Origin of the sequence: Pseudomonas corrugata (genome assembly GCF_050920615.1) — a bacterium.
In the GTDB taxonomy this organism is placed as follows: Bacteria; Pseudomonadota; Gammaproteobacteria; order Pseudomonadales; family Pseudomonadaceae; genus Aquipseudomonas; species Aquipseudomonas corrugata.
The window spans coordinates 1635313-1661118 of the sequence record NZ_CP130434.1 but is presented as its reverse complement, the minus strand read 5'-3'; the positions used below and the strand labels follow the sequence as shown (position 1 = coordinate 1661118).

At 60.6% G+C, this 25806-nt stretch carries 22 protein-coding genes and 2 tRNA genes; 15 read left to right on the top strand and 9 right to left on the bottom strand.

The window, feature by feature from the left end; translation table 11 throughout:
• Positions 1-98 precede the first annotated feature (98 nt).
• Positions 99-308 (top strand): cold-shock protein, encoded by a 210-nt coding sequence (locus QZH45_RS07455; protein WP_024780123.1) that lies wholly within the window; start codon positions 99-101, stop codon positions 306-308.
• A gap of 194 nt (positions 309-502) precedes the next feature.
• Here QZH45_RS07455 and QZH45_RS07450 read toward each other — a convergent pair whose 3' ends face one another.
• Positions 503-1510, bottom strand: coding sequence for a DUF481 domain-containing protein (locus QZH45_RS07450; protein WP_024780124.1), 1008 nt, complete (start codon positions 1508-1510; stop codon positions 503-505).
• A gap of 162 nt (positions 1511-1672) precedes the next feature.
• Between QZH45_RS07450 and QZH45_RS07445 the strand changes: the two genes are divergently transcribed.
• From QZH45_RS07445 to QZH45_RS07430, 4 genes are all read left to right on the top strand, one after another.
• A complete protein-coding gene (locus QZH45_RS07445; protein ID WP_024780125.1) occupies positions 1673-2026 on the top strand; it encodes an MGMT family protein in 354 nt (117 codons plus the stop codon).
• 44 nt (positions 2027-2070) lie between these two features.
• The gene (locus QZH45_RS07440) at positions 2071-3630 is read left to right on the top strand and encodes an AmpG family muropeptide MFS transporter (protein ID WP_024780126.1); all 1560 of its coding nucleotides are present in this window, start codon (positions 2071-2073) and stop codon (positions 3628-3630) included.
• A gap of 129 nt (positions 3631-3759) precedes the next feature.
• Positions 3760-5475 carry a proline--tRNA ligase gene (locus QZH45_RS07435; RefSeq protein WP_024780127.1) on the top strand — a complete coding sequence of 572 codons (1716 nt, stop codon included), beginning with the start codon at positions 3760-3762 and terminating at the stop codon, positions 5473-5475.
• 17 nt (positions 5476-5492) lie between these two features.
• Positions 5493-6446: a hypothetical protein gene (locus tag QZH45_RS07430; protein WP_024780128.1), complete on the top strand. Its 954-nt coding sequence runs from the start codon at positions 5493-5495 to the stop codon at positions 6444-6446.
• Between the two features lie 108 nt (positions 6447-6554).
• On the opposite strand, the gene dinB is transcribed toward QZH45_RS07430, so the two are convergent.
• A complete protein-coding gene (gene dinB, locus QZH45_RS07425) occupies positions 6555-7616 on the bottom strand; it encodes a DNA polymerase IV (protein ID WP_024780129.1) in 1062 nt (353 codons plus the stop codon).
• Positions 7617-7898: 282 nt separating this feature from the next.
• Between dinB and QZH45_RS07420 the strand changes: the two genes are divergently transcribed.
• The 4 genes from QZH45_RS07420 to QZH45_RS07405 all read left to right on the top strand — a co-directional run bounded on the left by QZH45_RS07420 (position 7899) and on the right by QZH45_RS07405 (position 12400).
• Positions 7899-7975 (top strand) — tRNA-Met (locus QZH45_RS07420).
• 253 nt (positions 7976-8228) lie between these two features.
• A tRNA-Met gene (locus tag QZH45_RS07415) sits at positions 8229-8305 on the top strand.
• Between the two features lie 166 nt (positions 8306-8471).
• Positions 8472-11111 (top strand): bifunctional lysylphosphatidylglycerol flippase/synthetase MprF, encoded by a 2640-nt coding sequence (mprF, locus tag QZH45_RS07410; protein ID WP_024780130.1) that lies wholly within the window; start codon positions 8472-8474, stop codon positions 11109-11111.
• Positions 11111-12400, top strand: a complete 1290-nt coding sequence (locus QZH45_RS07405; RefSeq protein WP_055134881.1) for a virulence factor family protein — start codon at positions 11111-11113, stop codon at positions 12398-12400. Before mprF ends, QZH45_RS07405 begins: the two co-directional genes overlap by 1 nt.
• A 111-nt stretch (positions 12401-12511) precedes the next feature.
• Here the strand turns inward: QZH45_RS07405 and QZH45_RS07400 are convergent, their stop codons facing one another.
• The 4 genes from QZH45_RS07400 to QZH45_RS07385 form a co-directional block, all read right to left on the bottom strand.
• Positions 12512-14272 (bottom strand): isocyanide synthase family protein, encoded by a 1761-nt coding sequence (locus tag QZH45_RS07400; protein ID WP_055134882.1) that lies wholly within the window; start codon positions 14270-14272, stop codon positions 12512-12514.
• A gap of 27 nt (positions 14273-14299) precedes the next feature.
• Positions 14300-15019, bottom strand: coding sequence for an HAD family hydrolase (locus tag QZH45_RS07395; protein ID WP_055134883.1), 720 nt, complete (start codon positions 15017-15019; stop codon positions 14300-14302).
• A complete protein-coding gene (locus QZH45_RS07390) occupies positions 15016-16011 on the bottom strand; it encodes an isocyanide synthase family protein (RefSeq protein WP_053192771.1) in 996 nt (331 codons plus the stop codon). The genes QZH45_RS07395 and QZH45_RS07390 overlap by 4 nt, the downstream gene beginning before the upstream one ends.
• 262 nt (positions 16012-16273) lie before the next feature.
• Entirely contained in the window at positions 16274-18115 is a 1842-nt protein-coding gene (locus QZH45_RS07385) for a potassium transporter Kup (RefSeq protein WP_392396962.1), read from the bottom strand.
• 336 nt (positions 18116-18451) lie between these two features.
• Here QZH45_RS07385 and rimO point away from each other — a divergent pair, with 336 nt between their 5' ends.
• The 5 genes from rimO to tsaA all read left to right on the top strand — a co-directional run bounded on the left by rimO (position 18452) and on the right by tsaA (position 22540).
• Positions 18452-19792, top strand: a complete 1341-nt coding sequence (rimO, locus tag QZH45_RS07380; RefSeq protein WP_055134884.1) for a 30S ribosomal protein S12 methylthiotransferase RimO — start codon at positions 18452-18454, stop codon at positions 19790-19792.
• Between the two features lie 260 nt (positions 19793-20052).
• A complete protein-coding gene (locus QZH45_RS07375) occupies positions 20053-20526 on the top strand; it encodes a GNAT family N-acetyltransferase (protein WP_055134885.1) in 474 nt (157 codons plus the stop codon).
• A 75-nt stretch (positions 20527-20601) separates the two neighbouring features.
• On the top strand, positions 20602-21312 hold the full coding sequence (locus tag QZH45_RS07370) for an rRNA pseudouridine synthase (RefSeq protein ID WP_024780138.1): 711 nt from the start codon (positions 20602-20604) through the stop codon (positions 21310-21312).
• A gap of 58 nt (positions 21313-21370) precedes the next feature.
• Positions 21371-21832 carry a DUF1456 family protein gene (locus QZH45_RS07365; RefSeq protein WP_024780139.1) on the top strand — a complete coding sequence of 154 codons (462 nt, stop codon included), beginning with the start codon at positions 21371-21373 and terminating at the stop codon, positions 21830-21832.
• 9 nt (positions 21833-21841) lie between these two features.
• Positions 21842-22540: a tRNA (N6-threonylcarbamoyladenosine(37)-N6)-methyltransferase TrmO gene (tsaA, locus tag QZH45_RS07360; protein ID WP_024780140.1), complete on the top strand. Its 699-nt coding sequence runs from the start codon at positions 21842-21844 to the stop codon at positions 22538-22540.
• Positions 22541-22731: 191 nt separating this feature from the next.
• Here tsaA and fpr read toward each other — a convergent pair whose 3' ends face one another.
• Positions 22732-23511: a ferredoxin-NADP reductase gene (fpr, locus tag QZH45_RS07355; protein WP_003198368.1), complete on the bottom strand. Its 780-nt coding sequence runs from the start codon at positions 23509-23511 to the stop codon at positions 22732-22734.
• Between the two features lie 121 nt (positions 23512-23632).
• Between fpr and QZH45_RS07350 the strand changes: the two genes are divergently transcribed.
• Positions 23633-24559 carry a LysR family transcriptional regulator gene (locus QZH45_RS07350; protein ID WP_024780141.1) on the top strand — a complete coding sequence of 309 codons (927 nt, stop codon included), beginning with the start codon at positions 23633-23635 and terminating at the stop codon, positions 24557-24559.
• A 1-nt stretch (position 24560) separates the two neighbouring features.
• Here the strand turns inward: QZH45_RS07350 and QZH45_RS07345 are convergent, their stop codons facing one another.
• Together QZH45_RS07345 and erdR are read right to left on the bottom strand one after the other, a co-directional pair.
• Positions 24561-24923: a diacylglycerol kinase gene (locus QZH45_RS07345; protein WP_024780142.1), complete on the bottom strand. Its 363-nt coding sequence runs from the start codon at positions 24921-24923 to the stop codon at positions 24561-24563.
• Positions 24924-24994: 71 nt separating this feature from the next.
• Positions 24995-25648 (bottom strand): response regulator transcription factor ErdR, encoded by a 654-nt coding sequence (gene erdR, locus QZH45_RS07340; protein WP_024780143.1) that lies wholly within the window; start codon positions 25646-25648, stop codon positions 24995-24997.
• Between the last annotated feature and the right edge of the window lie 158 nt (positions 25649-25806).

Sequence of the window (25806 nt, the reverse complement as noted above, 5' to 3'; positions counted from 1 at the left end):
CGATCCAACCATCTACAAGAATTTTTCCTGCTCTTTGCACTCAGTCTCGGCCAGGGTTCTTCCTGAGTCGCAGTTATCTTTGTTCAAGGAGTTACACCATGTCTAATCGCCAAACCGGTACCGTTAAGTGGTTCAACGATGAAAAAGGCTTCGGCTTCATCACCCCACAATCCGGTGACGATCTGTTCGTACACTTCAAAGCTATCCAATCCGACGGCTTCAAAAGCCTGAAAGAAGGCCAACAGGTTTCTTTCGTCGCTACCCGCGGTCAGAAAGGCATGCAAGCTGAAGAAGTAACAGTTATCTAACTGTTCCTGCTTTAGCAAAGAGCCCCGCCCTCAAAAGCGGGGCTTTTTTGTGCCCGCCAGTTTTTGCCAGCACACAAAAAACCCTGTGGGAGCGAGCCTGCTCGCGATAGCGGTGTGTCAGTCAACAGTATTGTTGCTGGTCTACCGCTATCGCGAGCAGGCTCGCTCCCACAGGGGGCACTTCTGCCCAGGGCTTACCAGGTCACGCCAAACCCGGCCGTGTAGCGCGTCTTGCTCAAATCACTGTCCTCGGAACCTTCAATCACATCTTTCTCAGCCTTGAGGTTGAGCGAGGCCCAGTCGGTGACCTTGTAGCGCAGGCCCATCTCCGCGTCGTAGGCGTACTCCGCAACGCCGGACAGCGGTTTACCCACCTCGCCGTTGGTGAAGAACTCGACACGCTTGCCTACGAGGTAGCGGTTGTAGTCCCACTTCATGGCGACGGAATAGAAGTTGTCCTTGCCGCCGTCCTGATACTCGTAATCGGTGCGGTTCAACAGCGAACCCAGCGAGAACGCTCCCAGTTCGTCATCCCAGAACTGGTAGCCCGGACCGGTACCTACCACCCGCTGGCGGGCCAGGTCTTCGACCTTGTCGCGCTTGTAATTCAGACGACCCTGCCAGAACCATTTGTCCGTAAGGAAGCGGTCGAGGGAGTATTCCAGCTTCCAATTGTCGGCCGAGACCACGTCATCCTGGAATTCGCGGTTGTACTCGCCCTCGGCGGTGTGCCGCCATCGGCCGTGGCGCGCTGTCGTCTTGAAGTCGATGTCGTAGTCGTCGACATCTTTTTCCGCCCGCTGGTAATCCAGCGCTGCATCGACATTGCCTTTCCATACCAGATCCTCGACTACCGGCTTGGGCTTGAGGATCTGCTGGATACTGGCCAGTTCGACAGTCTTGGGCGCGTCACCGTTGGCCAGGGTCACCTTGCCGTCTTCGGCAGCGTGCAGGGCCTTGGCTTTCTCACCGGTGTAGGCGTCCTGTTTGACCAGCAACTGCTGGTCACTTTCAAGGGTCTTGACCTGTTTCCAGTCGATGGGAACGGCGCCGGCATAATCGGTCTGGATCAGCAACTTGCCGCCATCGAAAACAGTGATCTTGCCGCTGAGTTTGTCACCGTTCTTCAACCAGACGGTATCGGCAAACAAGGGCGTGGAGATGCTGGCAACAGCCAGGCATAGCAGGGTTCTGGACAACATAAGCGTATGAGGAGCTCAAGTTTGCGGTGAAAAGGCGGCATTATCCCCCAGGACGACACCTCAGCAAGGACTGACCCAAGGATGTGGGATGAGTTCATTTCTCAATCAGCTCTGCCAGAATAAACCTACGAACGGACATGTATTTTTCCCAGGAACCTACCCGTGACCGATATCCCAGCAGGCCCCGAAGACGCCGCGCAGGTACGCCGTACCACGCTCTACCTGACCCTTGCGCAAGTGCCACCCGGCAAAGTCGTCACCTATGGCCAGCTCGCCGAGCTGGCCGGCCTGGGTCGGGCAGCGCGCTGGGTGGGCCGCACCCTCAGCCAACTGCCCAACGACACCCGCCTGCCCTGGCATCGGGTATTGGGCGCCGGTGGTCGGATCAGCCTGCCAGCAGGCAGCGTCTCGGGGAATGAACAGCGCGCACGCCTGCGCATGGAAGGGATCAGTATCCTGAATAATCGTGTTGATATTCGGCTCCATGGCTGGCGCCCGGTAGAGCACAGCGGTTAGAGTGCGCGCTTTGTTTTCGCAATTTTTGAGGCAGACTCCAGCCCATGCCCCGTAAAACCTGGCGCGCAGCCCTCGCCGCCTATGCCAGTCCTTCGACGCTCGTGCTGTTGCTGCTTGGCTTCGCTGCCGGCCTGCCCTACATGCTGGTGTTTTCCACGCTTTCGGTCTGGTTGCGCGAAGCCGGCGTGGCTCGTGAAACCATCGGCTACGCGAGCCTGATCGGCCTGGCCTACGCCTTTAAATGGGTCTGGTCGCCGTTGCTCGATCAATGGCGCCTTCCGGTGCTGGGCAAACTCGGCCGTCGTCGATCATGGCTGGTGCTTTCCCAAGGCCTGGTGATCCTGGGCCTGATCGGGATGGGTTTCTGCGATCCGCAGAAACACCTCTCATGGTTGATCGCCATTGCCGTGCTCGTGGCGTTCGCTTCGGCCACCCAGGACATCGCGGTCGATGCCTATCGCCTGGAAATCGTCGATGACACCCGCCAGGCCGCCCTCGCCGCCAGCTACATGTCCGGCTACCGGGTCGCCGCACTGCTGGCGACCGCCGGCGCACTGTTCTTCGCCGAGGGCTTCGGCTCCACCGGCTTCAGCTACAAGCACTCGGCCTGGGCCGGTACTTATCTGCTGTTCGGCGTATTGATGGTCCCGGCACTGCTCACATCGCTGTTCATGCGCGAACCGCCGGTACCCCTGCGTACGCAATTGCAGGCCGGGCGCTACACGTTCGCTCATCAACTGGCATCGGTGTTCGTGCTGATCGTGCTACTGGTGTCAGTCCCGGCGATGTTCACCCAGCTCTACAACGCCGACTTTGCCAGCGTGTTGTTCGAAGGCGTCAGCCTGCTTGATCTGCTGCTCGAGGACCGCGCCTTCCTGCGGGCCATTCTCTATATCCTCCTGACCGCCATGTGCCTGTCGGCCATGGGGCGGCGCGGCCTGGCGCCGGTGCTCACGCCGGTCAACGACTTCATCCTGCGCTACCGCTGGCAGGCCTTGTTGCTGCTCGGACTGATCGCCACGTACCGGATGTCCGACACGGTCATGGGTGTCATGGCCAACGTGTTCTACATCGACCAGGGCTTCACCAAGGACCAGATCGCCAGTGTCAGCAAGATTTTCGGGCTGATCATGACCCTCGTCGGTGCCGGCATGGGCGGTCTGTTGATCGTGCGTTTCGGCATCCTGCCGATTCTGTTCATCGGCGGCGTGGCCTCGGCCGCCACCAACATCCTGTTCCTGATGCTCGCCGACATGGGCCCCAACCTGAAAATGCTGGTGCTCACCATCTCCCTGGACAACTTCAGCTCCGGCCTTGCCACCTCGGCGTTCGTGGCGTACCTGTCGAGCCTGACCAACCTGAAGTTTTCCGCCACCCAATACGCCCTGCTCAGCTCGATCATGCTGCTGCTGCCACGCTTGATCGGTGGCTATTCCGGGGTGATGGTAGAGAAATTCGGTTATCACAATTTCTTCCTGATCACCGCCCTGCTCGGCGTCCCGACCCTGCTGCTGATCGCACTGCACTGGTTCCAGGAGAACCGTCGCCAGGGCTCACCCTCCGCCCCGGAACCGACACCCACCCGGCCGGCGGAAGAGTCGTAGGAAACGTCAGCAAACGCCGGCGAAACCGGCATTCGCACCTGGCGACCGGCTACGCGCCTGTACGCCAGGGCATCTCGCCCGTACAATGCTCCGTCACTTCTCGTCATCAGCAACCGACAACGGCCAACCATGCGCACCAGTCAATTTTTGCTCGCCACACAGAAAGAAACGCCTTCCGACGCCGTCGTGATCAGCCATCAGTTGATGCTGCGTGCCGGCATGATCCGCAAGCTCGCCTCGGGCCTGTACACCTGGCTGCCGATGGGTCTGCGGGTCATGCGCAAGGTGGAAGCCATCGTGCGTGAAGAAATGGACGCCGCCGGCGCCCTGGAAGTGTTGATGCCGGGCACCCAACCGGCCGAGTTGTGGCAGGAATCCGGACGCTGGGAAGAATACGGCCCTGAACTGCTGCGCCTCAAGGACCGTCACGGTCGTGACTTCTGTGCTGGCCCGACCCACGAAGAAGTGATCACCGACCTGATGCGCAACGAGTTGAGCAGCTACAAGCAGCTGCCCATCAACCTGTACCAGATCCAGACCAAATTCCGTGACGAGATCCGTCCACGCTTCGGCCTGATGCGCGGTCGTGAGTTCATCATGAAGGATTCCTACTCCTTCCACACCGACCTGGCTTCGCTGCAAGTCACCTACGACCGCATGCACCAGGCGTACTGCAATGTGTTCACCCGCCTGGGCCTGAAATTCCGCCCGGTTGAAGCCGACAACGGCTCCATCGGCGGCGCCGGCTCCCACGAGTTCCACGTACTGGCAGACTCCGGCGAAGACGACATCGTCTTCAGCAGCGGCTCCGACTACGCCGCCAATATCGAGAAAGCCGAAGCCGTGCCACGGGAAACCTCCCGTCCTGCGCCGTCGGAAGAAATGCGGCTGGTGGACACCCCGAACGCCAAGACCATTGCCCAACTCGTGGAAGGCTACAACCTGCCGATCGAACGCACGATCAAGACCCTGATCGTGCGCGCCGAAGAGGAAGGCAAGCTGATTGCACTGATCGTACGTGGCGATCATGAGCTGAACGAAATCAAGGCCGCCAACCAGCCTGGCGTCGCCAGCCCGCTGGTCATGGCCACCGACGCCGAACTGCGCGACGCCATCGGCGCCGGTGCTGGCTCCCTCGGCCCGCTGAACCTGCCGCTGCCGATCATCATCGACCGTTCGGTGGCACTGATGAGCGACTTCGCCATCGGCGCCAACATCGACGACAAGCACTATTTCGGCGTGAACTGGGAGCGCGACCTGCCGGTTCCAGCCGTCGCCGACCTGCGCAACGTCGTGGCCGGCGATCCGAGCCCGGACGGCAAGGGTGTACTCGAAATCAAGCGCGGCATCGAAGTCGGGCACATCTTCCAGTTGGGCAACAAGTACAGCAAGGCGATGAAGTGCGAAGTGCTGGGCGAGAACGGCAAGCCGGTCACCCTCGAAATGGGTTGCTACGGCATTGGCGTGTCCCGCGTGGTGGCTGCTGCCATCGAACAGAACAACGACGAGAAAGGGATTATCTGGAGCGACACCCTGGCGCCATTCCAGATTGCCCTGGTGCCGTTGCGCTACGAGACCGACCTGGTGCGCGAAGCCACTGACAAGCTCTACGCCGAACTGACGGCCGCCGGCTTTGAAGTACTGTTGGATGATCGCGACAAGAAAACCAGCCCCGGCATCAAGTTCGCTGACATGGAATTGATCGGCATCCCACACCGGATCGTCGTCAGTGACCGTGGCCTGGCCGAAGGCAACCTGGAATACAAGAGCCGAACCGAGGCGGAGCCGCAAGCGCTGCCAGTCGCCGACGTGCTCTCCTTCCTCCAGGCCCGTATCCGCCGCTGACATCAGATAGAGACGTCATGTTCAAGCGAAACACCTTAGGCCTCGGTGGCGCCGCGCTCTGCGGTGCCCTGCTGGTCAGCGGCTGTGCCAACCAAATGTCGCAACGCAGCGAGCACGAAGAGCGGGTCGAGCGGAAATTGCTCGACCATAGCCTGCAGATCGATGTGGGCGAACCCAAGGTGCTCGACCTGCCGCAACGCCGGGTACGGATCCATGAGCAGAAGACCTTCGAAGTCACCGAGTTCGAAGTCACGCGTCGTTACGATCGCTACACACCGTACCAACCCTGGCGGGAAATCTACGAAATCCCGCTGGGCGCAGTGGCAGTAGTGGCCGGCATCGGCGCGAACGTGGTCAATGTGTTTGCACTCGGTAACCTGCCTGAGACAGCGACCCACGACTGGCTCAGCTATGGTGTCGCCGGGCTGAACCCGTTCATGAACGCGCCCTCCCATGGCCGCGCTCAACAGAACCTGGCAGGCATCGATGAAGTCCAGCGAGACAAACGCACGGAGCACTCGAGCCTGCCCTGGAGCGAACGCCCGGTTGAGGTCAAGGCCGGCGGGCAGACATTCGAGCTGAGCACCGACCGCAATGGTGTGCTGCGCCTCAATCTGTTGGAGAGTCCGTTCGCTGAGCAGGACCTGAACCATTTCGGCAAGCTGCAAATCAGCGTGACGGACGCCCAGGACGAGGTGCACACCGACTCATCCCTTAGCGTCAGCAGCACCCTGCGCAGCAAGCTGGTAGAAGCCCACGCATTGATCTACGACGATCTGGAAGACGACGAGGTGAGCCAGTGGGTTCATCGGGTCAAGCGCCTGTCGGAACTGGGTCTGGAAGAAGAAGCCAGCGAGCTGGAACAGAGCCTGATCGAATTGACCCGCAATGATCCGGAATTACAGGCCGAGTTCATGAAGGCACTGACCAAGAGTGGCGGGCGGTTGGTGGCGGATCCGGGCGCTCACTGAAACTCCCGTGGCGAGGGGATTTAGCGAAACGTCGCACCCCAGCGGGGCGGTGCGACGTTTCGCTAAATCCCCTCGCCACAAAAAGCCTTCTGATCAGCCCTCCCCGCATCACCGCTCAAACAACTCCAACTGCTCGAACCCACCGCGCAAATCCTCCAGCCGTACTCCTATCCCCAGCAACCGCACCGGCTTTGCGCCGCGATTGAACGCCTGGGTCAACAGCAACTGGTAACTGCCCAAGTCCCGCCCTGCCCCCGCCTGCTCAAGGGTAGTCTGGGTGAAGTCGTGGAATTTCACTTTGACGAATGGCTTGCCAGGCCGATAGGTACTGTCGATTCGCGCCATGCGCCCGCTCAGGGTTTCCATCAACTCCGGCAGTTTATCGAGGCAGCTTGCCAGATCGGGCAGGTCGACATCGTAGGTGTTTTCCACACTGATGGACTGACGTCGACTGTCGTTGTGCACTAGACGCTCATCGATCCCACGGGCCAGACTCCAGAGTCGCTCACCGAAACTACCGAATTCGCGCACCAATGCCAGCTTGTCCCACTGACGCAATTGCAGGCAATCGGCAATGCCGAGCCGGCTCAGCTTGTCGGCCGTCACCTTGCCGACGCCGTGAAGCTTGCTGACCGGCAGGGCCGAGACAAAGTCCTCGACCTGGTCCGGAGTAATGACGAACAGGCCGTTGGGTTTTTTCCAATCACTGGCAATCTTGGCCAGGAACTTGTTCGGCGCGACACCGGCGGACACCGTGATATGCAACTGATTGGATACGCGTCGGCGAATGTCCTGGGCGATGCGGGTGGCGCTGCCACCGAAATGGGCGCTGTCGGAAACATCCAGATAGGCCTCGTCCAGGGACAACGGCTCGATCAGGTCCGTGTAGTCGCGGAAGATGCCCTGGATCTCCTTCGACGCCTCGCGATAGGCGTCCATCCTGGGCTTGACGATGATCAGGTCCGGACAGAGCTTCAAGGCATGCCCGGAGGACATGGCCGAACGCACACCGTAGGCCCGTGCCTCGTAGTTGCAGGTCGCGATCACGCCCCGTCGATCCGCCGAGCCGCCGACCGCCATGGGTTTACCGGCCAGCTGCGGGTCATCACGCATCTCGATGGCGGCATAGAAGCAATCACAGTCGACGTGGATGATTTTGCGTTGCGTCATAAAGAAGCGGGATGAGGGATGAATCGGACCGCCAGTATCGCACCAGGGGCTGTATATAGCACCAGTAGTTTGAAAGATCCGACGCTTAGCCTGGAAAAGGACTACTTAAAATGTATTTCTTCAATCGCACCGAACCATCCAATAGAGCCGCAGCCCTTGCCCCGCCTGCGTCACAGCATGGTCACAATGTTTTTTGAGAGGCTAAGCACTTGAAGCGGAACAGTTTTTTCCGGGGCAAGGGTTGACAGCCTGGCGATTCTCTGTAGAATGCCGACACACAGACGCGGGATGGAGCAGCCTGGTAGCTCGTCGGGCTCATAACCCGAAGGTCGTCGGTTCAAATCCGGCTCCCGCAACCAAACGTCAAGAAGGGCCACTCGAAAGAGTGGCCTTTTTTGTGTGCGTGTCTTTCCTGCCACCAGGTTCTTTTGCTGCGTGTGGAAATGATCACCCGTAGCGCCGCTCAGCGCCAACGAGCCAGGAGTTGTAGGACAATTTCCCTTTTGTTTTCTGGCATTTAGGGAAAAAGGGGCACGCCGACCATTAATTTGCCTCGATGCCCTTTTAACAGTTGACACTCAAGCGTTCGCCTGTAGAATGCCGCCTCACAGACGCGGGATGGAGCAGCCTGGTAGCTCGTCGGGCTCATAACCCGAAGGTCGTCGGTTCAAATCCGGCTCCCGCAACCAAACATCAGGAAAGGCTACTCGAAAGAGTGGCCTTTTTTGTGCCTGTTGTTTTTTGCTTGTCTAAAATCGGCCTCATTACAAAAGTTTTGTAATTATTTTCTGCCGAAGGGATTGGTAACTTGGCTGGATACCCCCATCCTGTCGCGCATAGCTCAAGAGGTGATTGATGCGCGCAAATTCTGACCCGCAAGACTCTGTTTCCGCTACACAACCAATCAAGGCCGAACGCTTGCGCTGGCTGGACCGAGTCAGCCAGTACCGCCAGCCCATCGGCCTCGCCGTCACGCTGTTGCTGTTTGCGATTGCGCTGATTGCCTGTCGCCATCTCCTGAGTGAACTCGATCTTTACGCGCTGCACGACTCGATTCTCGATGTGCCTCGACAGGCCCTGTTCGGTGCTGTCGCCGCGACGGTCGCAGGCTTCATCATTCTGCTGGGCTACGAATGGTCGGCGAGCCGCTATGCCGGGGCGACATTGCCGCCACAGACCCTGGTCCTGGGTGGGTTCACCGCGTTTGCCATCGGCAACGCCATTGGGCTGTCGCTACTGTCGGGTGGCTCGGTTCGCTACCGCCTGTATGCTCGTCATGGCCTCGGGGCATCGGACGTTGCCCACATGACATTGTTCGCCAGCCTGTCCCTGGGTTGTGCGCTGCCGCCACTGGCCGCCCTGGCCACCCTCAGCAACCTGCCTGCCGCGTCCGCCGCGCTGCATCTGCCTGTTACCTTGCTGGCGGGTGTCTCCCTGGCGGTGTTGCTGCTCATGGGCGTACTGGTCATCGGCATCTATCGTCGGCGCCTGCCGGAGCAACCTCATCGGGATGCCCTCCTGATCAAGGCCGGACGTCGTACCCTGCGCCTGCCGAGCCGACGCCTGACCTTCCTGCAACTGATCATTACGGCGCTGGATGTCGCGGCTGCTGCCACGGTGCTGTATCTGTTGCTGCCCGAGACGCCGCCATTCGGCGCATTCCTGCTGGTCTACCTGTTGGCACTGGCCGCTGGCGTGCTCAGTCATGTTCCCGGTGGGGTCGGAGTGTTCGAAGCGATCCTGCTGGCGGCATTTGCCGACAAACTGGGCGCCGCACCACTGGCCGCCGCCCTGCTGCTGTATCGCTTGATCTATGTACTGTTGCCGATGCTGGTGGCCTGCGTGTTGCTGTTGATCAATGAGGCCCAGCGACTGTTCCAGACGCGTCAGACTCTGCGGGCGGCCTCAGGATTTGCGGCACCGATCCTCGCAGTACTGGTGTTCCTGTCCGGCGTGGTACTACTGTTTTCCGGCGTGACCCCGGAGATCGATACACGTCTGGAGCACATCGGCTTCCTGATTCCCCACCGACTGGTGGACGCTTCGCACTTCGGCGCCAGCCTGGTGGGAGTGTTGTGCCTGTTGCTCGCCCAGGGCCTTCGCCGTCGCCTGTCGGCGGCCTGGATGCTGACCACTGTTCTGCTGCTAGTGGGCGCCCTGCTCTCCCTGCTCAAGGGTTTCGACTGGGAAGAGGCCACTCTGCTGACCTCTACAGCCGCCCTGCTGGCGATATTCCGGCGCTCCTTCTATCGTCCGAGCCGCCTGACCGAACTGCCGTTTTCTCCGCTGTTCCTGATCGCCAGTCTCTGCGTGCTCGGCGCCTCGATCTGGCTTCTGCTGTTTGCCTACCAGGACGTGCCCTACAGCCATCAGCTATGGTGGCAGTTCACCCTCGACGCCGACGCTCCCCGTGGCCTGCGCTCACTACTGGGAGCCGCCGTGCTGCTGGTGGTGGTGTCGCTGACGTGGCTGCTGCGCACCGCGCGGCCGGTGATCCATCTGCCCACGGCAGAAGAACTGGAGCGGGCCAGGACGATCCTCTTGGCCTCTTCGCAGCCCGACGGGGGCCTGGCCCTGACCGGTGACAAGGCGTTGCTGTTCCACCCCCATGACGAGGCGTTCCTGATGTACGCCCGCCGTGGTCGCAGCCTGGTAGCCCTGTATGACCCGATAGGACCCGCCCAGCAACGGGCCGAGATGATCTGGCAGTTCCGCGACCTGTGCGACATCCACCACGCACGCCCGGTGTTCTACCAGGTACGCGCCGAGAACCTGCCGTACTACATGGACATCGGCCTGACCGCGATCAAGCTGGGTGAAGAAGCCCGGGTCGACCTCAAGCGTTTCGACCTTGAGGCCAAGGGCAAGGAAATGAAGGACTTGCGCTATACCTGGAACCGTGGCACCCGGGACGGCCTGTCGCTGGAGATCCATGAACCGGGGCATGCGCCGATGGATGAGCTCAAGGTCATCTCCGATGCCTGGCTGACCGGCAAGAACGTACGCGAGAAAGGCTTTTCCCTGGGCCGCTTCAGCGATGACTACCTCAAGCATTTCCGCATCGCCGTGATTCGCTTCGAGGGCCGTCCGGTGGCATTCGCCAACCTGCTGGAAACCCATAGCCATGAGCTGGCCAGCCTCGACCTGATGCGTGCCCACCCCGAAGCGCCGAAGCTGACCATGGAATTCATGATGGTCGGCTTGATCCAGCATTATAAGAACCATGACTACGCCCGCTTCAGCCTCGGCATGGTCCCCTTGTCGGGCCTGCAACCGCGCCGCGGTGCGCCATTGACCCAGCGCCTGGGTTCGATGGTGTTTCGCCGTGGCGAGCAGCTCTACAACTTTCAGGGGCTGCGCCGTTTCAAAGACAAATTCCAGCCTGACTGGGAGCCTCGTTACATGGCCGTGCCCGCCGGACTCGATCCGCTGGTGGCGCTGGCCGATACTGCCGCCTTGATTGCTGGCGGCCTGACTGGACTGGTGAAACGCTGATGATGCAACGCTCCTGGCGATACATAGTGGCCGCCCTGCTGGTGCTGGCGGTAATTCTCGGTGGCGGTTATTGGTATTGGAACCGCCCGGCCCCGCAACCCACCCTTGAACAACTGCTCCCCACCGACGGCGTGCCGATAACCCGCGTCATCCCCGGCACCCAGCCTCGCGCCCAGGTGCTGGTAGCGGTCAATGACGATCAGAAGCTCAGCGACACTCAGTTGACGACCCTCAGCCGCAGCGGCTCGGCGCAGATCGTCCAAGTGATTCTGCCCAAGGACTGCATGCTGCAAGGCCGCGCCTTGCAAGCAGGCCTGAGAGAGCTTCAAGGACCGGCGACGCTGGTCAGCGGCATAGGCCCGGGCGCCGTGCTCGCCTGGCGTTGGCTGGCCGAGCAGAAGGATGACAAGGCCAGGGCCGTTTCGGTGGACCTGGCCCTGGAGAAACCCGGCTGCACGCACCTGCTGCCCAAAACCGCCGCCCACGGTCACTGGCTGGTCGCCTGGAACGACAACCCCGACGACACCAGCGCCGCTTTTGTACGGGATCAGAAGAATGCCGAAACCAGCATCAGCGACTACGACATCAATCTGCCGCAAGTGCTGAACAACGAATTGCGCAAGATCCTCGTCGGCACCGACAAGGCCAAGGGTGGCCTGGCCATTCCGATGGTCGAGGTGCCTGCGAGCCAGGCCCGGGATACCGTGACCCTGTTCCTCTCCGGCGATGGCGGCTGGCGTGACCTGGACCGCGACGTAGCCGATGAAATGGCCAAGCTCGGCTACCCGGTGGTCGGCATCGACACCCTGCGCTACTACTGGCAGCACAAGAGTCCGGAACAGAGCGCGCTGGACCTCGCCGAACTGATGCAGCACTACCGCCAGGTCTGGGGTACCAAACGCTTCATCCTGACCGGCTATTCTTTCGGCGCCGACGTACTGCCGGCGATCTACAATCGCCTGCCGGCCACTGAACAGCAAAGGGTCGACGCAATCATCCTGCTGGCCTTCGCCCGCACCGGCAGCTTCGAGATCGAAGTCGAAGGCTGGCTCGGCAACGCCGGTACCGAAGCGGCTACCGGGCCGGAAATGGCCAAGTTGCCTCCCGAAAAAGTGGTGTGCATTTACGGCGTAGAAGAAGCCGGTGAAAGCGGCTGCACCGACAAGACCGCCGTGGGTGAAGCTATCAAACTGCCAGGCGGCCATCACTTCGACGAAAACTACCCGGCCCTGGCCAAGCGCCTGATCGATGAGATCAACAAACGTCAACCCAAGCCTGCCGATCAGTAATCTGATGCAGCCTTAACGAGAAGCCCCTGCAGCTTTGCAGCATGCAGGGGCTTTTTGCTGTAACGACGCTGCTGCCTTTGCGAGCAGACTCGCTGCCGCAAAGGGTTGATCCTAGTAGACCTGCACCCGCCACAGCTCCCGCGAAGCAGAACCCGCCGACATCGCCCGCCGCCCGTGCAGCGTTCGATAGTTGTCGATCAGTACCAGATCGCCTTCGCTCCATTGATGGGCAATCAGGCACTCAGGGTCGTAGACCAGACCGTTGATCTGATCCAGTAAGGCCTGTTGAGTCTCCTCGTCATGATCCTGCACAGACTGGCTGAGGGTCTGCAGTGTCGAATCGGTACCTTCCTGGTAACGCAGGATGAGTTCGCCGCTGCGGGGGTGACGATCCACCAGGCTGTACATGCGCGGCGAACCGCCGAAGTAGGTCATCTTGGTGTAGTAGGTGATGTTCACCGCCTGCCATTGCCGAGCGACCTGCAAGCCGACCTTGCGCAGCACGTTCCGGCTGTCGACGACGGTGGTCTGGCCTTCGCCCGGTAGCGGCGCCGTCTTGCAATACAACATGAACTTGCTGGCGCAGAATTTCGGGTTGCGCTGCACCTGGGCATCGCTGTCGGGCAGCATGTTCAAGTCCCAGTGCAAAGGCGTTTTTTCCAGCGAGTGCACCACCCCCTGCGGTTTGTCCGCCGGCTTGACCACGTGCACCGCGCCAAAGGCCCATTCGTACAACGTGCCAAAGCGTTCGCAACTGCGGGCGAAACTGTCCTGGTCCTCAAAATGACAACCCTTGAGGCAAACAAAGCCGAAGGTTTCCACCAGTGACTCCAGCAACCCCGTGGACAGTCGCTCGAAACCCAACCCCAACGGATCCCGGACCACCAGGCCAAAGAGCGGGAGCTTTTGCAGCTCGAACTCAAAGCCTTGTGCCTGGGGACCTTCTGTCTGGTGGTAAAGCCACGGCCGCCCCTGCCAAGTGACCAGCACATGCTGGTCAAGATCGACCTGGGCCCGCGCCCGCAGGTGCTGGCTCCCATCGAGGTTGCACACCGGCACGGCGTGCCAGGGGCTGTCGGCGCGGCTCAGCCCTTCGGCCAGCCCGACGGTAAACTTGGGCCCGGCATTGTTGTATTGGTGGACCGACAGTCGAATGTCATCGGGGAAGAAGCGATCCACCGCCGCATTCAAGGCCTGCCCGCGCAGCATCATCTGGTAAGCCTTGTAGTTGATCTGCTGCAGGTACTCGTCCTCGCTCTGCCCGCCCTCGCGGCACAGGCGCAGGTCGTTGTAGAGATGACTGCAGAGATTGTCATGGGTCCTACCGAGGGCTTCATCGTGCCGGCTCTGCTCGATCAGGTCTCCCAGGTTTTTCCAGGGCAACCGGGCCTGCTTGACCAGGCTGGCGCGCACCGACTCGGCACTTTGTGCCTGCGGGAACAAGTCTTCCATGCTGACCCACTCAATCGTGTGGGTCGTACACAGTTCACGCAGCGCCCGGTTATAGGTAGCACGAACCTCGTCGGTCACCCCGACGATGTCGTTGAAAGTCGTTCCATCGCTGAGAATCGACACCACACACCCCGGCTCATGCAACGCGGCAATCGCCTGGCCCATCTGATCGAGGCGCTCGATGGCCATGAACTCGCCATAGTCCGGCAGCACGCCGAAGGTCTGGTCGATGGCATTGGGGGATTTGCAGGGAAAGCCCGGCAGGATCAGGCGTACCGGACGGCGCTGATCGAAGCATTGCCCCAGCCGGTGCGCCAGATGGTCCCGACCCTGTGTTTCGAAACGATCATCCGTGCCCTTGAACAGGTAACCGCCCAGCAAATCGCTGACGGCCGTGATCCAGGCTTCTCTATGTTCCATGGAACAGCTTCCTTGAGAGTGGGTATATCAACAGGATTTGACGGTATCGCCACGCTCGGTGAATGCCTGCGCGGCGCCACAGTGTTGCTTGAGGATGTGTAACAGCCCGGCCGGCTGTTCACAGTAGAAGTCCGGGGCCTGGGCCTGCCAGGTGCACACCGCGCCATAGCCCCAGGCGACCATTGCCGAGGGCATACCCGCAGCGCGGGCGGTTTGCAGGTCGATCTCGGTGTCACCAACGAACAGGCAATGGCGGGGCTCGACCGACAACCGCCGAGCGGCTTCCCACGCCACCTCCGGCTGGGGTTTGAGTGGCCGGCCGGCGCGATGCCCCAGGATCGCCTTGAAGGGCGTGTGCGCGAGCAGCGCATCAGCGACCTGGCAGGCCATGACCTCGGCTTTGTTGGTCACGATCGCCAGCGGCAGCTGTAGCGCTCGGCAGCCTTCGAGCATTGCCAATACACCGTTGAAAGGTTTGGAAAACTGCACCAGATGATCTTGGTACATCGCTACATAACGCTGATGCAGCATGGCCGCATCGGCGATGCCAAACTGCGTCGCTACCGCCTCGATCATCGCCGTGGTGCCGCCGCCGATATAGTCCCGCACCGCTTCCGCGGTCAGCGCCGGACATCCGTGCTCCAGCAATACCTGGTTCAGGCTCCAGGTGATGTCCGGCAAGGTGTCCACCAGGGTACCGTCCAGATCGAAGAGCACCGCATCGATCCGCAACCGAGACGTCCTCATTGGGCGCTGGCGTAGTGACAAGGACGCCCCTTGCGAAAGACCAGTCGATGGAAACGCTCGTCGACATTGCTGCGTTTTTCGAGCGTGACCACGCCCCGTCGCTTGATTGCCACCGAGTGCCAGGGCGTACGCCACAGGTCACTGGTCGGCACGAGGCGGATACCGATTTTCGTCGATACCGCCAATTGCGGATGGATCGACAGGCGCAGGCAATCCGGATAGCGTGCCTGAAGCAACGCGCTCCAGGCCTCACTGCGTTGAATCACCCGCTGCGAGGCCGGCTTGGCGATCTTCTTCACCGCGTTGAGGCTCACGCCAGCGAATGCTTCAAGCCCTGAATAATCCTCGGACAGGAAGCGATGGATGCCGCAGTACATCAACATCATGTGCGGGTCATCCTTGAAGCGCCGTTGCAACAGAATCAACGACTGTCCGTGCTCGATCATCATTTCTTCGCGCATGGCGTCCAGGCAGTCGAGCTGAGGGTAGGCATTTCTGAGATCGAAATGGGCGAACATACCGCCGTAGTGCTGCTCGGCGTAGTCCTGGATCGAGTCGGTGTAAGCCTTGACGTCCGCATCGGGAACACGCACCAGATCGGCAAACACATAGCCATCGGAGCAGATGTGGATCAGTGCGCCCGGCGCATAGATCGCCTGGATTTCTGCACACAAGCGATGGAGCTCGTCGATGGCATGGTATTCAGCCAGGTCAGGCAAGTGACTCAGGGTCTTCTTGCGGCTGGGGGATTTTCCGGGAAAGGCCGGCAAGACCATTTCAACTTTGCGACCGCTCTCGACCGCCCGCATGACTTTCGCCAGATGGGGCTCCAGCACCTGCAAAGAAAGTTCGTCGCTTTCCCCAGGGGCGAGGCTACGACGGCGAAACAGGCATTCGAGAATCTGTTGGGCAATGTTCCGGGGCGAGACGGGCTGATGCTCATGCACGCCCTGACCGCCCACCTGTTGAGCAACGGTAGTTGAACCCTGCATAGACAATCCCTTGTTTGATGGTGACGGCAGCCAAATCCTTGGCCGCCGGCAGATACCTCTTGATCTGCGGGCGGGTAAACCTCCTACAGTAAGCGAGCAGCTGTCAAACCTTCCAAAGCCGCGCACGGCGTGTTGTCACGGAATACCGGGGCAGAAGATGCCGCTAAAAAAGCCCCGCTGCCGCAAGGCAACGGGGCTCCTGGTTCCCACACTCGGCCAGGGACGCACTGCGCTCCTGGGCGCTGAACAGGTTGTGTGGACGCTATATCTCGACCTGCGTCCCCAACTCGATCACCCGGTTCACCGGCAGGTTGAAAAAGCGCAGGTTGCCGTTGGCATTCTTCAGCAGGAAGGCAAACAGCAACTCGCGCCAGCGGGCCATGCCCTCGAGCTTGGACGCAATGACCGTTTCGCGGCTGAGGAAGTAGGTCGTGCGCATCGGGCTGAAATCCAGGTCATCCAGATGACAAAGCTTGAGGGCCTGGGGCACGTCCGGCTCGTCGGTGAAGCCGAAATGCAGGATCACCCGGAAGAAGCCTTCGCCATAGGAATCGACCTCGAAGCGCCGCTGCGGCGGAACCCGCGGGATGTCTTCGTACACCACCGTCAACAGGACCACTTGCTCGTGCAGCACCTGATTGTGCAACAGGTTATGCAACAGCGCGTGAGGCACGGCGTCGGAACGCGCGGTCAGGAACACGGCGGTGCCTTGCACCCGATGGGGTGGCTGCACGCGGATGCTGCTGATGAAGATCGGCAGCGGCAAGGCGCCTTCGTCGAGACGCTCCATCAGCAACTGCTTGCCACGTTTCCAGGTGGTCATCAACACGAACAAAGCGATACCGGCGATGACTGGAAATGCGCCGCCCTGGATGATCTTCGGCACGTTGGCGGCGAAGTACAAGCCATCCACCAGCAGGAAACCGAGCAGCACCGGTACCGCCAGCAGCGGCGGCCATTTCCACAACAGCAGCATCACGGCCGACACCAGGACGGTGGTCAGCAGCATGGTACCGGTCACCGCCACGCCGTAGGCCGAAGCCAACGCACCGGAGGATTCGAACCCCAGCACCAGCAGCACCACGCCGACCATCAACGACCAGTTCACCGCGCCGATGTAGATCTGGCCCTGTTCGGCGCTGGAGGTGTGCTGGATGTACATACGCGGGATATAGCCCAGCTGGATCGCCTGGCGGGTCAGGGAAAACGCGCCGGAAATCACCGCTTGCGAAGCGATCACCGTGGCCACGGTCGCCAGGCCCACCAATGGCAGCAGCGCCCAGCTTGGCGCCAACAGATAGAACGGGTTGCGTGCCGCTTCCGGGTCCCCCAGCATCAGAGCACCCTGGCCAAAATAGTTGAGCATCAGCCCCGGCAGCACCAGGAGGAACCAGGCACGGGCCATCGGTTTGCGCCCGAAGTGGCCCATGTCGGCGTACAGCGCTTCGGCACCGGTCAGCGCCAGCACCACCGCGCCGAGGATCGCCACGCCCATGCCCGGATGGACCACGAAGAAACGCACGGTCCAGGCGGGGTTAACGGCCAGCAATACCTCTGGTTGCCGGCTGATGCCATAGATACCGAGCGCACCGAGCACCAAGAACCAGGTCACCATGATCGGGCCGAACAGGATGCCGATCCGTGCCGTGCCGTGCCGCTGGATCAGAAACAGCCCCACCAGCACCACCAGCGACAACGGCACCACCCAGTGATCAATGCCTTCGAACGCCAGATTCAGACCTTCGATCGCCGACAGTACGGAGATCGCCGGGGTGATCATGCTGTCGCCATAGAACAGCGCCGCGCCGATCAAGCCGCAGGTTACCAGGAACGTGCGCAGCCGCGCCCGGTCACCCGCCGCCCTTCGCGCCAGGGCGGTGAGCGCCATGATCCCGCCCTCGCCCTGGTTATCGGCGCGCAGGACGAACATCATGTACTTGATCGACACCACCCAGATCAACGACCAGAAGATCAAGGACAGGATGCCCAGCACCCCGTCATGGTTGACCGCCACGCCGTAGCCACCGGTGAACACTTCTTTAAGGGTATACAGCGGGCTGGTGCCGATGTCGCCGTAAACCACCCCGACCGCCGCCACCAGCATGCTCAGCGACTTCGATGCCGAATGCTCGGCACCTGCCGCCTGACTACTTGCATGACCCATCCAGCACTCCTGATTCCCAGATCTGTCTTCTTGTTCAACGAAGTCTTATGCCTCGTTACGCAGCATGCGCTGTTTTACATGCCGTTACAGGTGTTTAGTTGACTGTAATGGCCGGTAAAGCGCAAAGGGGCGAAGCATAGCGCAGCACTCGTCGCTTTTCCCCGTATAAAGCTGGTCAAGTGCCTCGCCCATCGCTAGAATTGCGCACTTTTTGATCAGAGGCGCGCCAGGCGCCCTGTCTCCGCAAGAGACGATCCCCCTACACCGAGGTTAGACATGTCCACCACTACTACGCCAGCCAATCCCAAGGTCGGCTTCGTATCCCTGGGTTGCCCGAAGGCTCTGGTCGACTCCGAGCGCATCCTGACCCAGTTGCGCATGGAAGGTTATGACGTCGTGTCCACGTACCAGGACGCCGACGTGGTAGTGGTCAATACCTGTGGCTTCATCGACTCGGCCAAGGCCGAATCCCTGGAAGTGATCGGTGAAGCCATCAAGGAAAACGGCAAGGTCATCGTCACCGGCTGCATGGGCGTGGAAGAAGGCAACATCCGCGACGTGCACCCAAGCGTGCTGGCCGTGACCGGTCCGCAGCAGTACGAGCAAGTGGTCAACGCCGTGCACGAGGTGGTGCCACCGAAACAGGACCACAACCCGCTGATCGACCTGGTGCCGCCACAAGGCATCAAGCTGACCCCGCGCCACTACGCCTACCTGAAGATTTCCGAAGGCTGCAACCACAGCTGCAGCTTCTGCATCATCCCGTCGATGCGCGGCAAGCTGGTGAGCCGCCCGGTGGGCGATGTGCTCGACGAAGCCCAGCGCCTGGTCAAGGCCGGTGTCAAGGAGCTGCTGGTGATCTCCCAGGACACCAGCGCCTACGGCGTCGACGTGAAATATCGCACCGGTTTCTGGAATGGCGCGCCGGTGAAGACCCGCATGACCGAACTGTGCGAAGCCCTCGGCACCCTCGGCGTCTGGGTCCGCCTGCATTACGTCTACCCATACCCGCATGTGGATGAACTGATCCCACTGATGGCCGCCGGCAAGATCCTGCCGTACCTGGACATCCCGTTCCAGCACGCCAGCCCGAAAGTCCTCAAGGCCATGAAACGCCCGGCGTTCGAAGACAAGACCCTGGCGCGCATCAAGAACTGGCGCGAAATCTGCCCGGACCTGATCATCCGCTCGACCTTCATCGTCGGTTTCCCCGGCGAAACCGAAGAAGACTTCCAGTACCTGCTGGACTGGCTGACCGAAGCCCAGCTCGACCGCGTCGGCTGCTTCCAGTATTCGCCGGTCGACGGCGCACCCGCCAACGACCTGGACCTGGACGTGGTACCGGACGACATCAAGCAGGACCGTTGGGAGCGTTTCATGGCTCACCAGCAGGCCATCAGCTCGGCGCGCCTGCAAATGCGCATCGGCCGTGAAATCGAAGTGCTGGTGGATGAGGTGGACGAGCAAGGCGCCGTCGGTCGTTGCTTCTTCGATGCTCCGGAAATCGATGGCAACGTCTTCATCGACAACGGCAGCAACCTCAAGCCGGGCGACAAGGTCTGGTGCACGGTGACCGATGCCGATGAGTATGATTTGTGGGCTGAACAGATCAACTGATCTGACTGGTTTAACGGACCACCGCTTTACCTGTGGGAGCCTATGAGGAACCTGTGGGAGCCGAGCTTGCTCGCGATAGCGGTGTGTCAGCCGAATGAGAGACCAGCTGATCCGACGCTATCGCGAGCAAGCTCGGCTCCCACAGGGTTCTCATATTCAGGCAAAAATTAACAAGCCCCGCCCTTGCGACAAGATGCGGGGCTTTTTTACGGCTATCGTATGGATAAACCCAGGACATCCAGCACAAGGAACAGGCGGGCATGCGCCAGCATTCGGTCATCCACACACCGAAATCCAGCGATTACCAGGAACTGACCCAGGTCTGGGAGGCGTCGGTACGGGCTACCCATGACTTTCTGCCGGACAGCTACATCGAGCTGCTGAAAAACCTGGTGCTCACCCGTTACCTGGATGCCGTGATGTTGATCTGCACCCGGGACGCCCGCCAGCGCATCACCGGTTTCGCCGGTGTCGCGGCCGGCAAGGTCGAAATGCTGTTCATTGACCCGCAATACCGCGGCCAGGGCCTGGGCAAGCAATTGCTGCGCTATGCCATGGACCACTTGAATGCCGATCAACTGGATGTCAACGAGCAGAACCCGCAAGCCCTGGGCTTCTATCTCAAGCAGGGCTTCGAAGTGGTCGGCCGTTCGGCACGGGACGGCATGAACCAGCCTTACCCGTTGCTGCACATGCGCTACAGGCAGCCCGACCTGAAGGCCCGACGCGGGTAGACGAGACAAATGGACACGCGATTAACCGGCGCCAGGCAGGTACAATGTCCCCCCTCTTTTTGTTACGGCCCTGTCATGACTGACCCGATTCGCCTCTCCAAACGTCTCATCGAACTTATCGGCTGTTCCCGTCGGGAGGCTGAACTGTTCATCGAGGGTGGCTGGGTCACCGTGGACGGTGAAGTCGTCGACGAGCCGCAATTCAAAGTCGACGCCCAACGCGTCGAGCTTGACCCCGAGGCCAAGGCCACCGCACCGGAGCCGGTGACGATCCTGTTGAACGTCCCGGCCGGCATGGAAACCGACGCGGCAATGGCAACCCTTCGGCCAGAGACGCTGAGCGAAGAACACCGTTTCGGTAAACGCCCGCTCAAGGGGCATTTCCTGCGCCTGACCGCCAGCGCCGACCTGCAGGCCAACGCCAGCGGACTGCTGGTGTTCACCCAGGACTGGAAGATCCTGCGCAAGCTCACCGCCGACGCCGCCAAGATCGAGCAGGAATATGTGGTGGAAGTCGAAGGCGAGATGGTCGCCCATGGGCTGAATCGCCTGAACCATGGCCTGACCTACAAAGGCAAGGAATTGCCGGCGGTAAAGGCCAGTTGGCAGAACGAGAACCGCCTGCGCTTCGCCATGAAGAACCCGCAACCGGGCATCCTGGCCCTGCTCTGCCAGGCCGTCGGCCTCAAGGTGGTCGCCATTCGCCGTATCCGCATCGGCGGCGTGTCCATTGGCAAGGTACCGCTGGGCCAGTGGCGCTACCTGTCCGCCAAAGAGAAATTCTAATTTTTTCGGCGCCACAGCCGGCTGGGGCGCCCACTGCCGATCGATCAGGATTGCATACATGATTCACAACGACGTACTGCGCAGCGTTCGCTACATGCTCGACATCAGCGACAAGAAAGTCATCGAGATCATCAAGCTGGGCGGTCTGGATGTGTCCCTCGCGGACCTGGTGGGCTACCTCAAGAAAGACGAAGAAGAAGGCTTTGTATTCTGTCCCGACGAGGTCATGGCGCACTTTCTCGATGGCCTGGTGATCTTCAAGCGTGGCAAGGACGAAAGTCGCCCGCCACAGCCCATCGAGGTACCGGTGACCAACAACATCATCCTCAAGAAGCTGAGGGTGGCTTTCGAGTTGAAGGAGGACGACCTGCACGCGATCCTCAAGGCCGCCGAGTTCCCGGTATCCAAGCCGGAGCTGAGCGCCCTGTTTCGCAAGTTCGGCCACACCAACTACCGTCCGTGTGGCGACCAGTTGCTGCGCAATTTCCTCAAGGGGCTGACGCTGCGCGTTCGCGGCTGATTCCGACCCATGACCTACACTGTGTCCCCCATCGGCTTCGTCCGCTCCTGCTTCAAGGAGAAGTTCGCCATCCCCCGCCAACCCCAACTGGCCCCGGCCGCACGGGGCGTTCTGGAGCTGGTGGCGCCGTTCGACCAGGGTGATGCGGTGCAGGGTCTGGAACAAGTCAGTCACGTCTGGCTGTTGTTCCTGTTCCACCAGGCCCTGGAAGACAAGCCGCGCTTGAAGGTGCGCCCACCGCGCCTGGGCGGCAACAAGTCCATGGGGGTGTTTGCCACCCGCGCCACCCATCGCCCCAATGGCATCGGCCAGTCCGTGGTGAAACTGGAGCGGGTCGAAGCCGGTCGGCTGTGGATCTCGGGCATCGACCTACTGGACGGCACACCGGTACTGGACATCAAGCCCTACGTGCCCTACGCCGACATCGTCGGCTCGGCGACCAACGACATCGCCAGCACGGCGCCTGAGTTGATTGCAGTGCAATGGACAGACTCAGCGCTGCTTCAGGCGCGAGACCACGCCATGCGCCTGGAGGAGCCCTTGGTGGAGCTGATCGAACAATGCCTGGCTCAAGATCCACGCCCGGCGTACCAGACTCCTGCAGCAGAACGGGAGTATGGCGCGCAGTTCTGGGATGTGGATGTCCGTTGGCATTACCCACAACCGGGGTCGATCCGGGTGCTGGAGGTCGTTCCAGCCCGGCCATGACCACCAGAAACGAAAAAGCCCGCGTTGCCTTCATCAGGCAACGCGGGCTTTTTTGGCGCTTTCAGTTGTACCGAGTCGCTTTCATCGCGAGCAGGCTCGCTCCCACAGAGGGTCCAGGGTTGTTCTTGAGATATGAATCAACACAGAACCCTGCTCGCGATGACGGCCTGTCAGCCACCAAATCCTACAGGTTACTTCTCTACAAACGCCCGCTCGATCAGGTAGTCACCCGGCTCGCGCATACGCGGAGAAACGGTCAGGCCGAAGCTGTTGAGCACTTCGCTGGTTTCATCCAGCATGCTCGGGCTGCCGCACAACATGGCGCGATCGTCCTGCGGGTTGATCGGTGGCAGACCGATATCGCGGAACAGCTTGCCGCTGCGCATCAGGTCAGTCAGGCGGCCTTCGTTCTCGAACGGCTCGCGGGTCACGGTCGGGTAGTAGATCAGCTTCTCACGCAGCGCTTCGCCGAAGAATTCGTTCTGCGGCAGGTGCTCGGTGATGAATTCGCGATAGGCGACTTCATTGACGTAACGCACGCCGTGGCACAGGATCACTTTTTCGAAACGCTCGTAGGTTTCCGGATCCTGGATGACGCTCATGAACGGCGCCAGGCCAGTACCGGTGCTGAGCAGGTACAAATGCTTGCCGGGCTTGAGATCATCCAGCACCAGGGTGCCGGTGGGTTTCTTGCTGATGATGATCTCGTCGCCTTCCTTCAGATGCTGCAGCTGGGAAGTCAGCGGGCCATCAGGCACCTTGATGCTGAAGAACTCCAGATGCTCTTCCCAGTTCGGGCTGGCAATCGAGTAAGCGCGCATGAGCGGGCGGCCATTGGGCTGTTGCAGGCCGATCATCACGAACTGACCGTTCTCGAAGCGCAGGCCCGGATCGCGGGTGCACTTGAAGCTGAACAGAGTGTCGTTCCAGTGATGAACACTGAGGACACGCTCGTGGTTCATGTTGCTCATGTACGTGGGACTCCTGGGAATATTGCCTGCGTCGTTATATGCGCATTTGCATCGCATTCTAATGGCGACGACAATATCTGTTAACTGAATTATTAAGATAAGGGTTATCGGTTATATCGATATGCGATTTACTCTACGTCAACTCCAGGTCTTCGTCGCCGTCGCCCAGCAAGAGAGCGTCTCCCGTGCTGCGGGCCAGCTCAATCTGTCGCAATCGGCCGCCAGCACCTCCATTACCGAACTGGAACGACAATCCAGCTGCCAGTTGTTCGACCGCGCCGGCAAGCGCCTGAGCCTCAATGCCTTGGGTAAACAGCTGCTGCCCCAGGCCGTGGCGCTGTTGGACCAGGCCAAGGAGATCGAAGACCTGCTCAACGGCAAGTCCGGCTTCGGCTCACTGGCGGTCGGTGCGACCCTGACCATCGGCAATTACCTGGCGACCCTGCTGATCGGCGGTTTCATGCAGCGCCATCCGGAAAGCCAGGTGAAGCTGCACGTGCAGAACACTGCCAATATCGTGCACCAGGTTGCCCACTATGAAATTGATCTGGGTCTAATCGAGGGCGATTGCAGCCACCCGGACATCGAAGTACAGAGCTGGGTCGAGGACGAACTGGTGGTGTTCTGCGCCCCCCAGCATCCGCTGGCCAAGCGCGGCCAGGCGACCATGGAGGAGCTGACCCATGAGGCATGGATCCTGCGGGAACAGGGTTCCGGCACCCGCCTGACGTTCGACCAAGCCATGCGCCACCATCGTAGCGCCCTGAACATCCGCCTGGAGCTGGAACACACCGAAGCCATCAAGCGCGCCGTGGAGTCCGGTTTGGGGATTGGCTGCATCTCACGCCTTGCGTTGCGCGATGCATTCCGGCGCGGCAGCCTGGTGCCGGTGGAGACACCGGACATGGATCTGGCGCGGCAATTCTATTTCATCTGGCACAAGCAGAAGTACCAGACCTCGGCGATGCGCGAATTCCTCGAGCTGTGTCGGGCATTCACCGCCGGGGCGCAGCGCAGCGACGAAATCGTGCTGCCGGCCATTGCCTGATTTAAAGAAGCACCAGCCCCCACACCAGGGCAATCATGGTCAAGGCGACAAGCTGGGCGGCGCTGCCCATGTCCTTGGCGTTTTTCGACAAGGGGTGCAGTTCCAGGGAAATGCGGTCGATGGCCGCCTCCACTGCCGAGTTCAACAACTCCACGATCAATGCCAGCAGGCAGACCGCAATCAGCATCGCCTGCTCGACACGGCTGACGTTCAGGAAAAACGACAGCGGAATGAGGATGACGTTGAGCAGCACCAGTTGACGGAATGCAGCTTCACCGGTGAAGGCAGCGCGCAGGCCGTCCAGAGAGTAGCCGGAAGCATTCAGGATGCGTTTCAGGCCGGTTTGGCCTTTAAAAGGAGACATAGGATGGGCAACTGATTGAAAGAAGTGGGGAAGCTAATTCAACACTAGTCAAAAAAGCGTGAATAAATACGCTATGACTGCGGTGAAATTGACTCAAGTTGTTGCAGCAACAAGGCCGCCTGGGTCCGGGTACGCACATTCAACTTACGGAAAATCGCCGTCACATGGGCCTTGATGGTGGCCTCCGACACGTTAAGTTCATAGGCAATCTGCTTGTTCAACAGACCTTCGCAGACCATGGTCAGCACTCGGAACTGCTGTGGCGTGAGACTGGCAAGGCCTTCGCTGGCCGCCTTGGCCTCCTCGGACACGCTCACCACTTCGAACGCCTGGGGTGGCCAGGCGGCATCGCCGTCCAGGACTTTCTTCACGGCCTGCTGGATCATCTCCAGGGAACTCGACTTGGGTATGAACCCACTGGCACCGAACTCCCGGGCCTTGACCATCACCGAAGCCTCTTCCTGGGCGGACACCATCACCACGGGTATCTGCGGATACTGCCCCCGCAACAGCACCAGCCCGGAAAAACCGTACGCGCCAGGCATATTCAGATCCAGCAGGACCAGGTCCCAGTCGGCCTTTTCGGTCAACCGGGCCTCCAGTTCCGCAATACTGGCCACCTCCGTCAGCCGGACAGCCGGGCCGAGGCCCAAGGTCACTGCCTGATGCAACGCGCTGCGAAAGAGCGGATGGTCATCGGCGATCAGGATTTCGTATGTGGCCATTTTTCAAATGATCCTGTTTTTATGGGAGACCCGATGCAATCGCGCCTCGCCAAAACAACTCAAGACACCGCGCAGCGTTTCGAACTTCGGCCGCTCCCTGGTCGGCGCCAAGCATGCCCAGCGAAGCCGGGGTGGTCAAGCAGCACGGCCATCACTGT

Coding starts and splice junctions, on each gene's coding strand:
- QZH45_RS07455 (WP_024780123.1), top strand. CDS start 99: ATGTCTAATCGCCAAACCGGTACCGTTAAGTGGTTCAACGATGAAAAA.
- QZH45_RS07450 (WP_024780124.1), bottom strand. CDS start 1,510: ATGTTGTCCAGAACCCTGCTATGCCTGGCTGTTGCCAGCATCTCCACG.
- QZH45_RS07440 (WP_024780126.1), top strand. CDS start 2,071: ATGCCCCGTAAAACCTGGCGCGCAGCCCTCGCCGCCTATGCCAGTCCT.
- QZH45_RS07435 (WP_024780127.1), top strand. CDS start 3,760: ATGCGCACCAGTCAATTTTTGCTCGCCACACAGAAAGAAACGCCTTCC.
- QZH45_RS07430 (WP_024780128.1), top strand. CDS start 5,493: ATGTTCAAGCGAAACACCTTAGGCCTCGGTGGCGCCGCGCTCTGCGGT.
- dinB (WP_024780129.1), bottom strand. CDS start 7,616: ATGACGCAACGCAAAATCATCCACGTCGACTGTGATTGCTTCTATGCC.
- mprF (WP_024780130.1), top strand. CDS start 8,472: ATGCGCGCAAATTCTGACCCGCAAGACTCTGTTTCCGCTACACAACCA.
- QZH45_RS07405 (WP_055134881.1), top strand. CDS start 11,111: ATGATGCAACGCTCCTGGCGATACATAGTGGCCGCCCTGCTGGTGCTG.
- QZH45_RS07400 (WP_055134882.1), bottom strand. CDS start 14,272: ATGGAACATAGAGAAGCCTGGATCACGGCCGTCAGCGATTTGCTGGGC.
- QZH45_RS07395 (WP_055134883.1), bottom strand. CDS start 15,019: ATGAGGACGTCTCGGTTGCGGATCGATGCGGTGCTCTTCGATCTGGAC.
- QZH45_RS07390 (WP_053192771.1), bottom strand. CDS start 16,011: ATGCAGGGTTCAACTACCGTTGCTCAACAGGTGGGCGGTCAGGGCGTG.
- QZH45_RS07385 (WP_392396962.1), bottom strand. CDS start 18,115: ATGCTGGTGGCGGCGGTCGGGGTGGTTTACGGCGACATCGGCACCAGC.
- rimO (WP_055134884.1), top strand. CDS start 18,452: ATGTCCACCACTACTACGCCAGCCAATCCCAAGGTCGGCTTCGTATCC.
- QZH45_RS07375 (WP_055134885.1), top strand. CDS start 20,053: ATGCGCCAGCATTCGGTCATCCACACACCGAAATCCAGCGATTACCAG.
- QZH45_RS07370 (WP_024780138.1), top strand. CDS start 20,602: ATGACTGACCCGATTCGCCTCTCCAAACGTCTCATCGAACTTATCGGC.
- QZH45_RS07365 (WP_024780139.1), top strand. CDS start 21,371: ATGATTCACAACGACGTACTGCGCAGCGTTCGCTACATGCTCGACATC.
- tsaA (WP_024780140.1), top strand. CDS start 21,842: ATGACCTACACTGTGTCCCCCATCGGCTTCGTCCGCTCCTGCTTCAAG.
- fpr (WP_003198368.1), bottom strand. CDS start 23,511: ATGAGCAACATGAACCACGAGCGTGTCCTCAGTGTTCATCACTGGAAC.
- QZH45_RS07350 (WP_024780141.1), top strand. CDS start 23,633: ATGCGATTTACTCTACGTCAACTCCAGGTCTTCGTCGCCGTCGCCCAG.
- QZH45_RS07345 (WP_024780142.1), bottom strand. CDS start 24,923: ATGTCTCCTTTTAAAGGCCAAACCGGCCTGAAACGCATCCTGAATGCT.
- erdR (WP_024780143.1), bottom strand. CDS start 25,648: ATGGCCACATACGAAATCCTGATCGCCGATGACCATCCGCTCTTTCGC.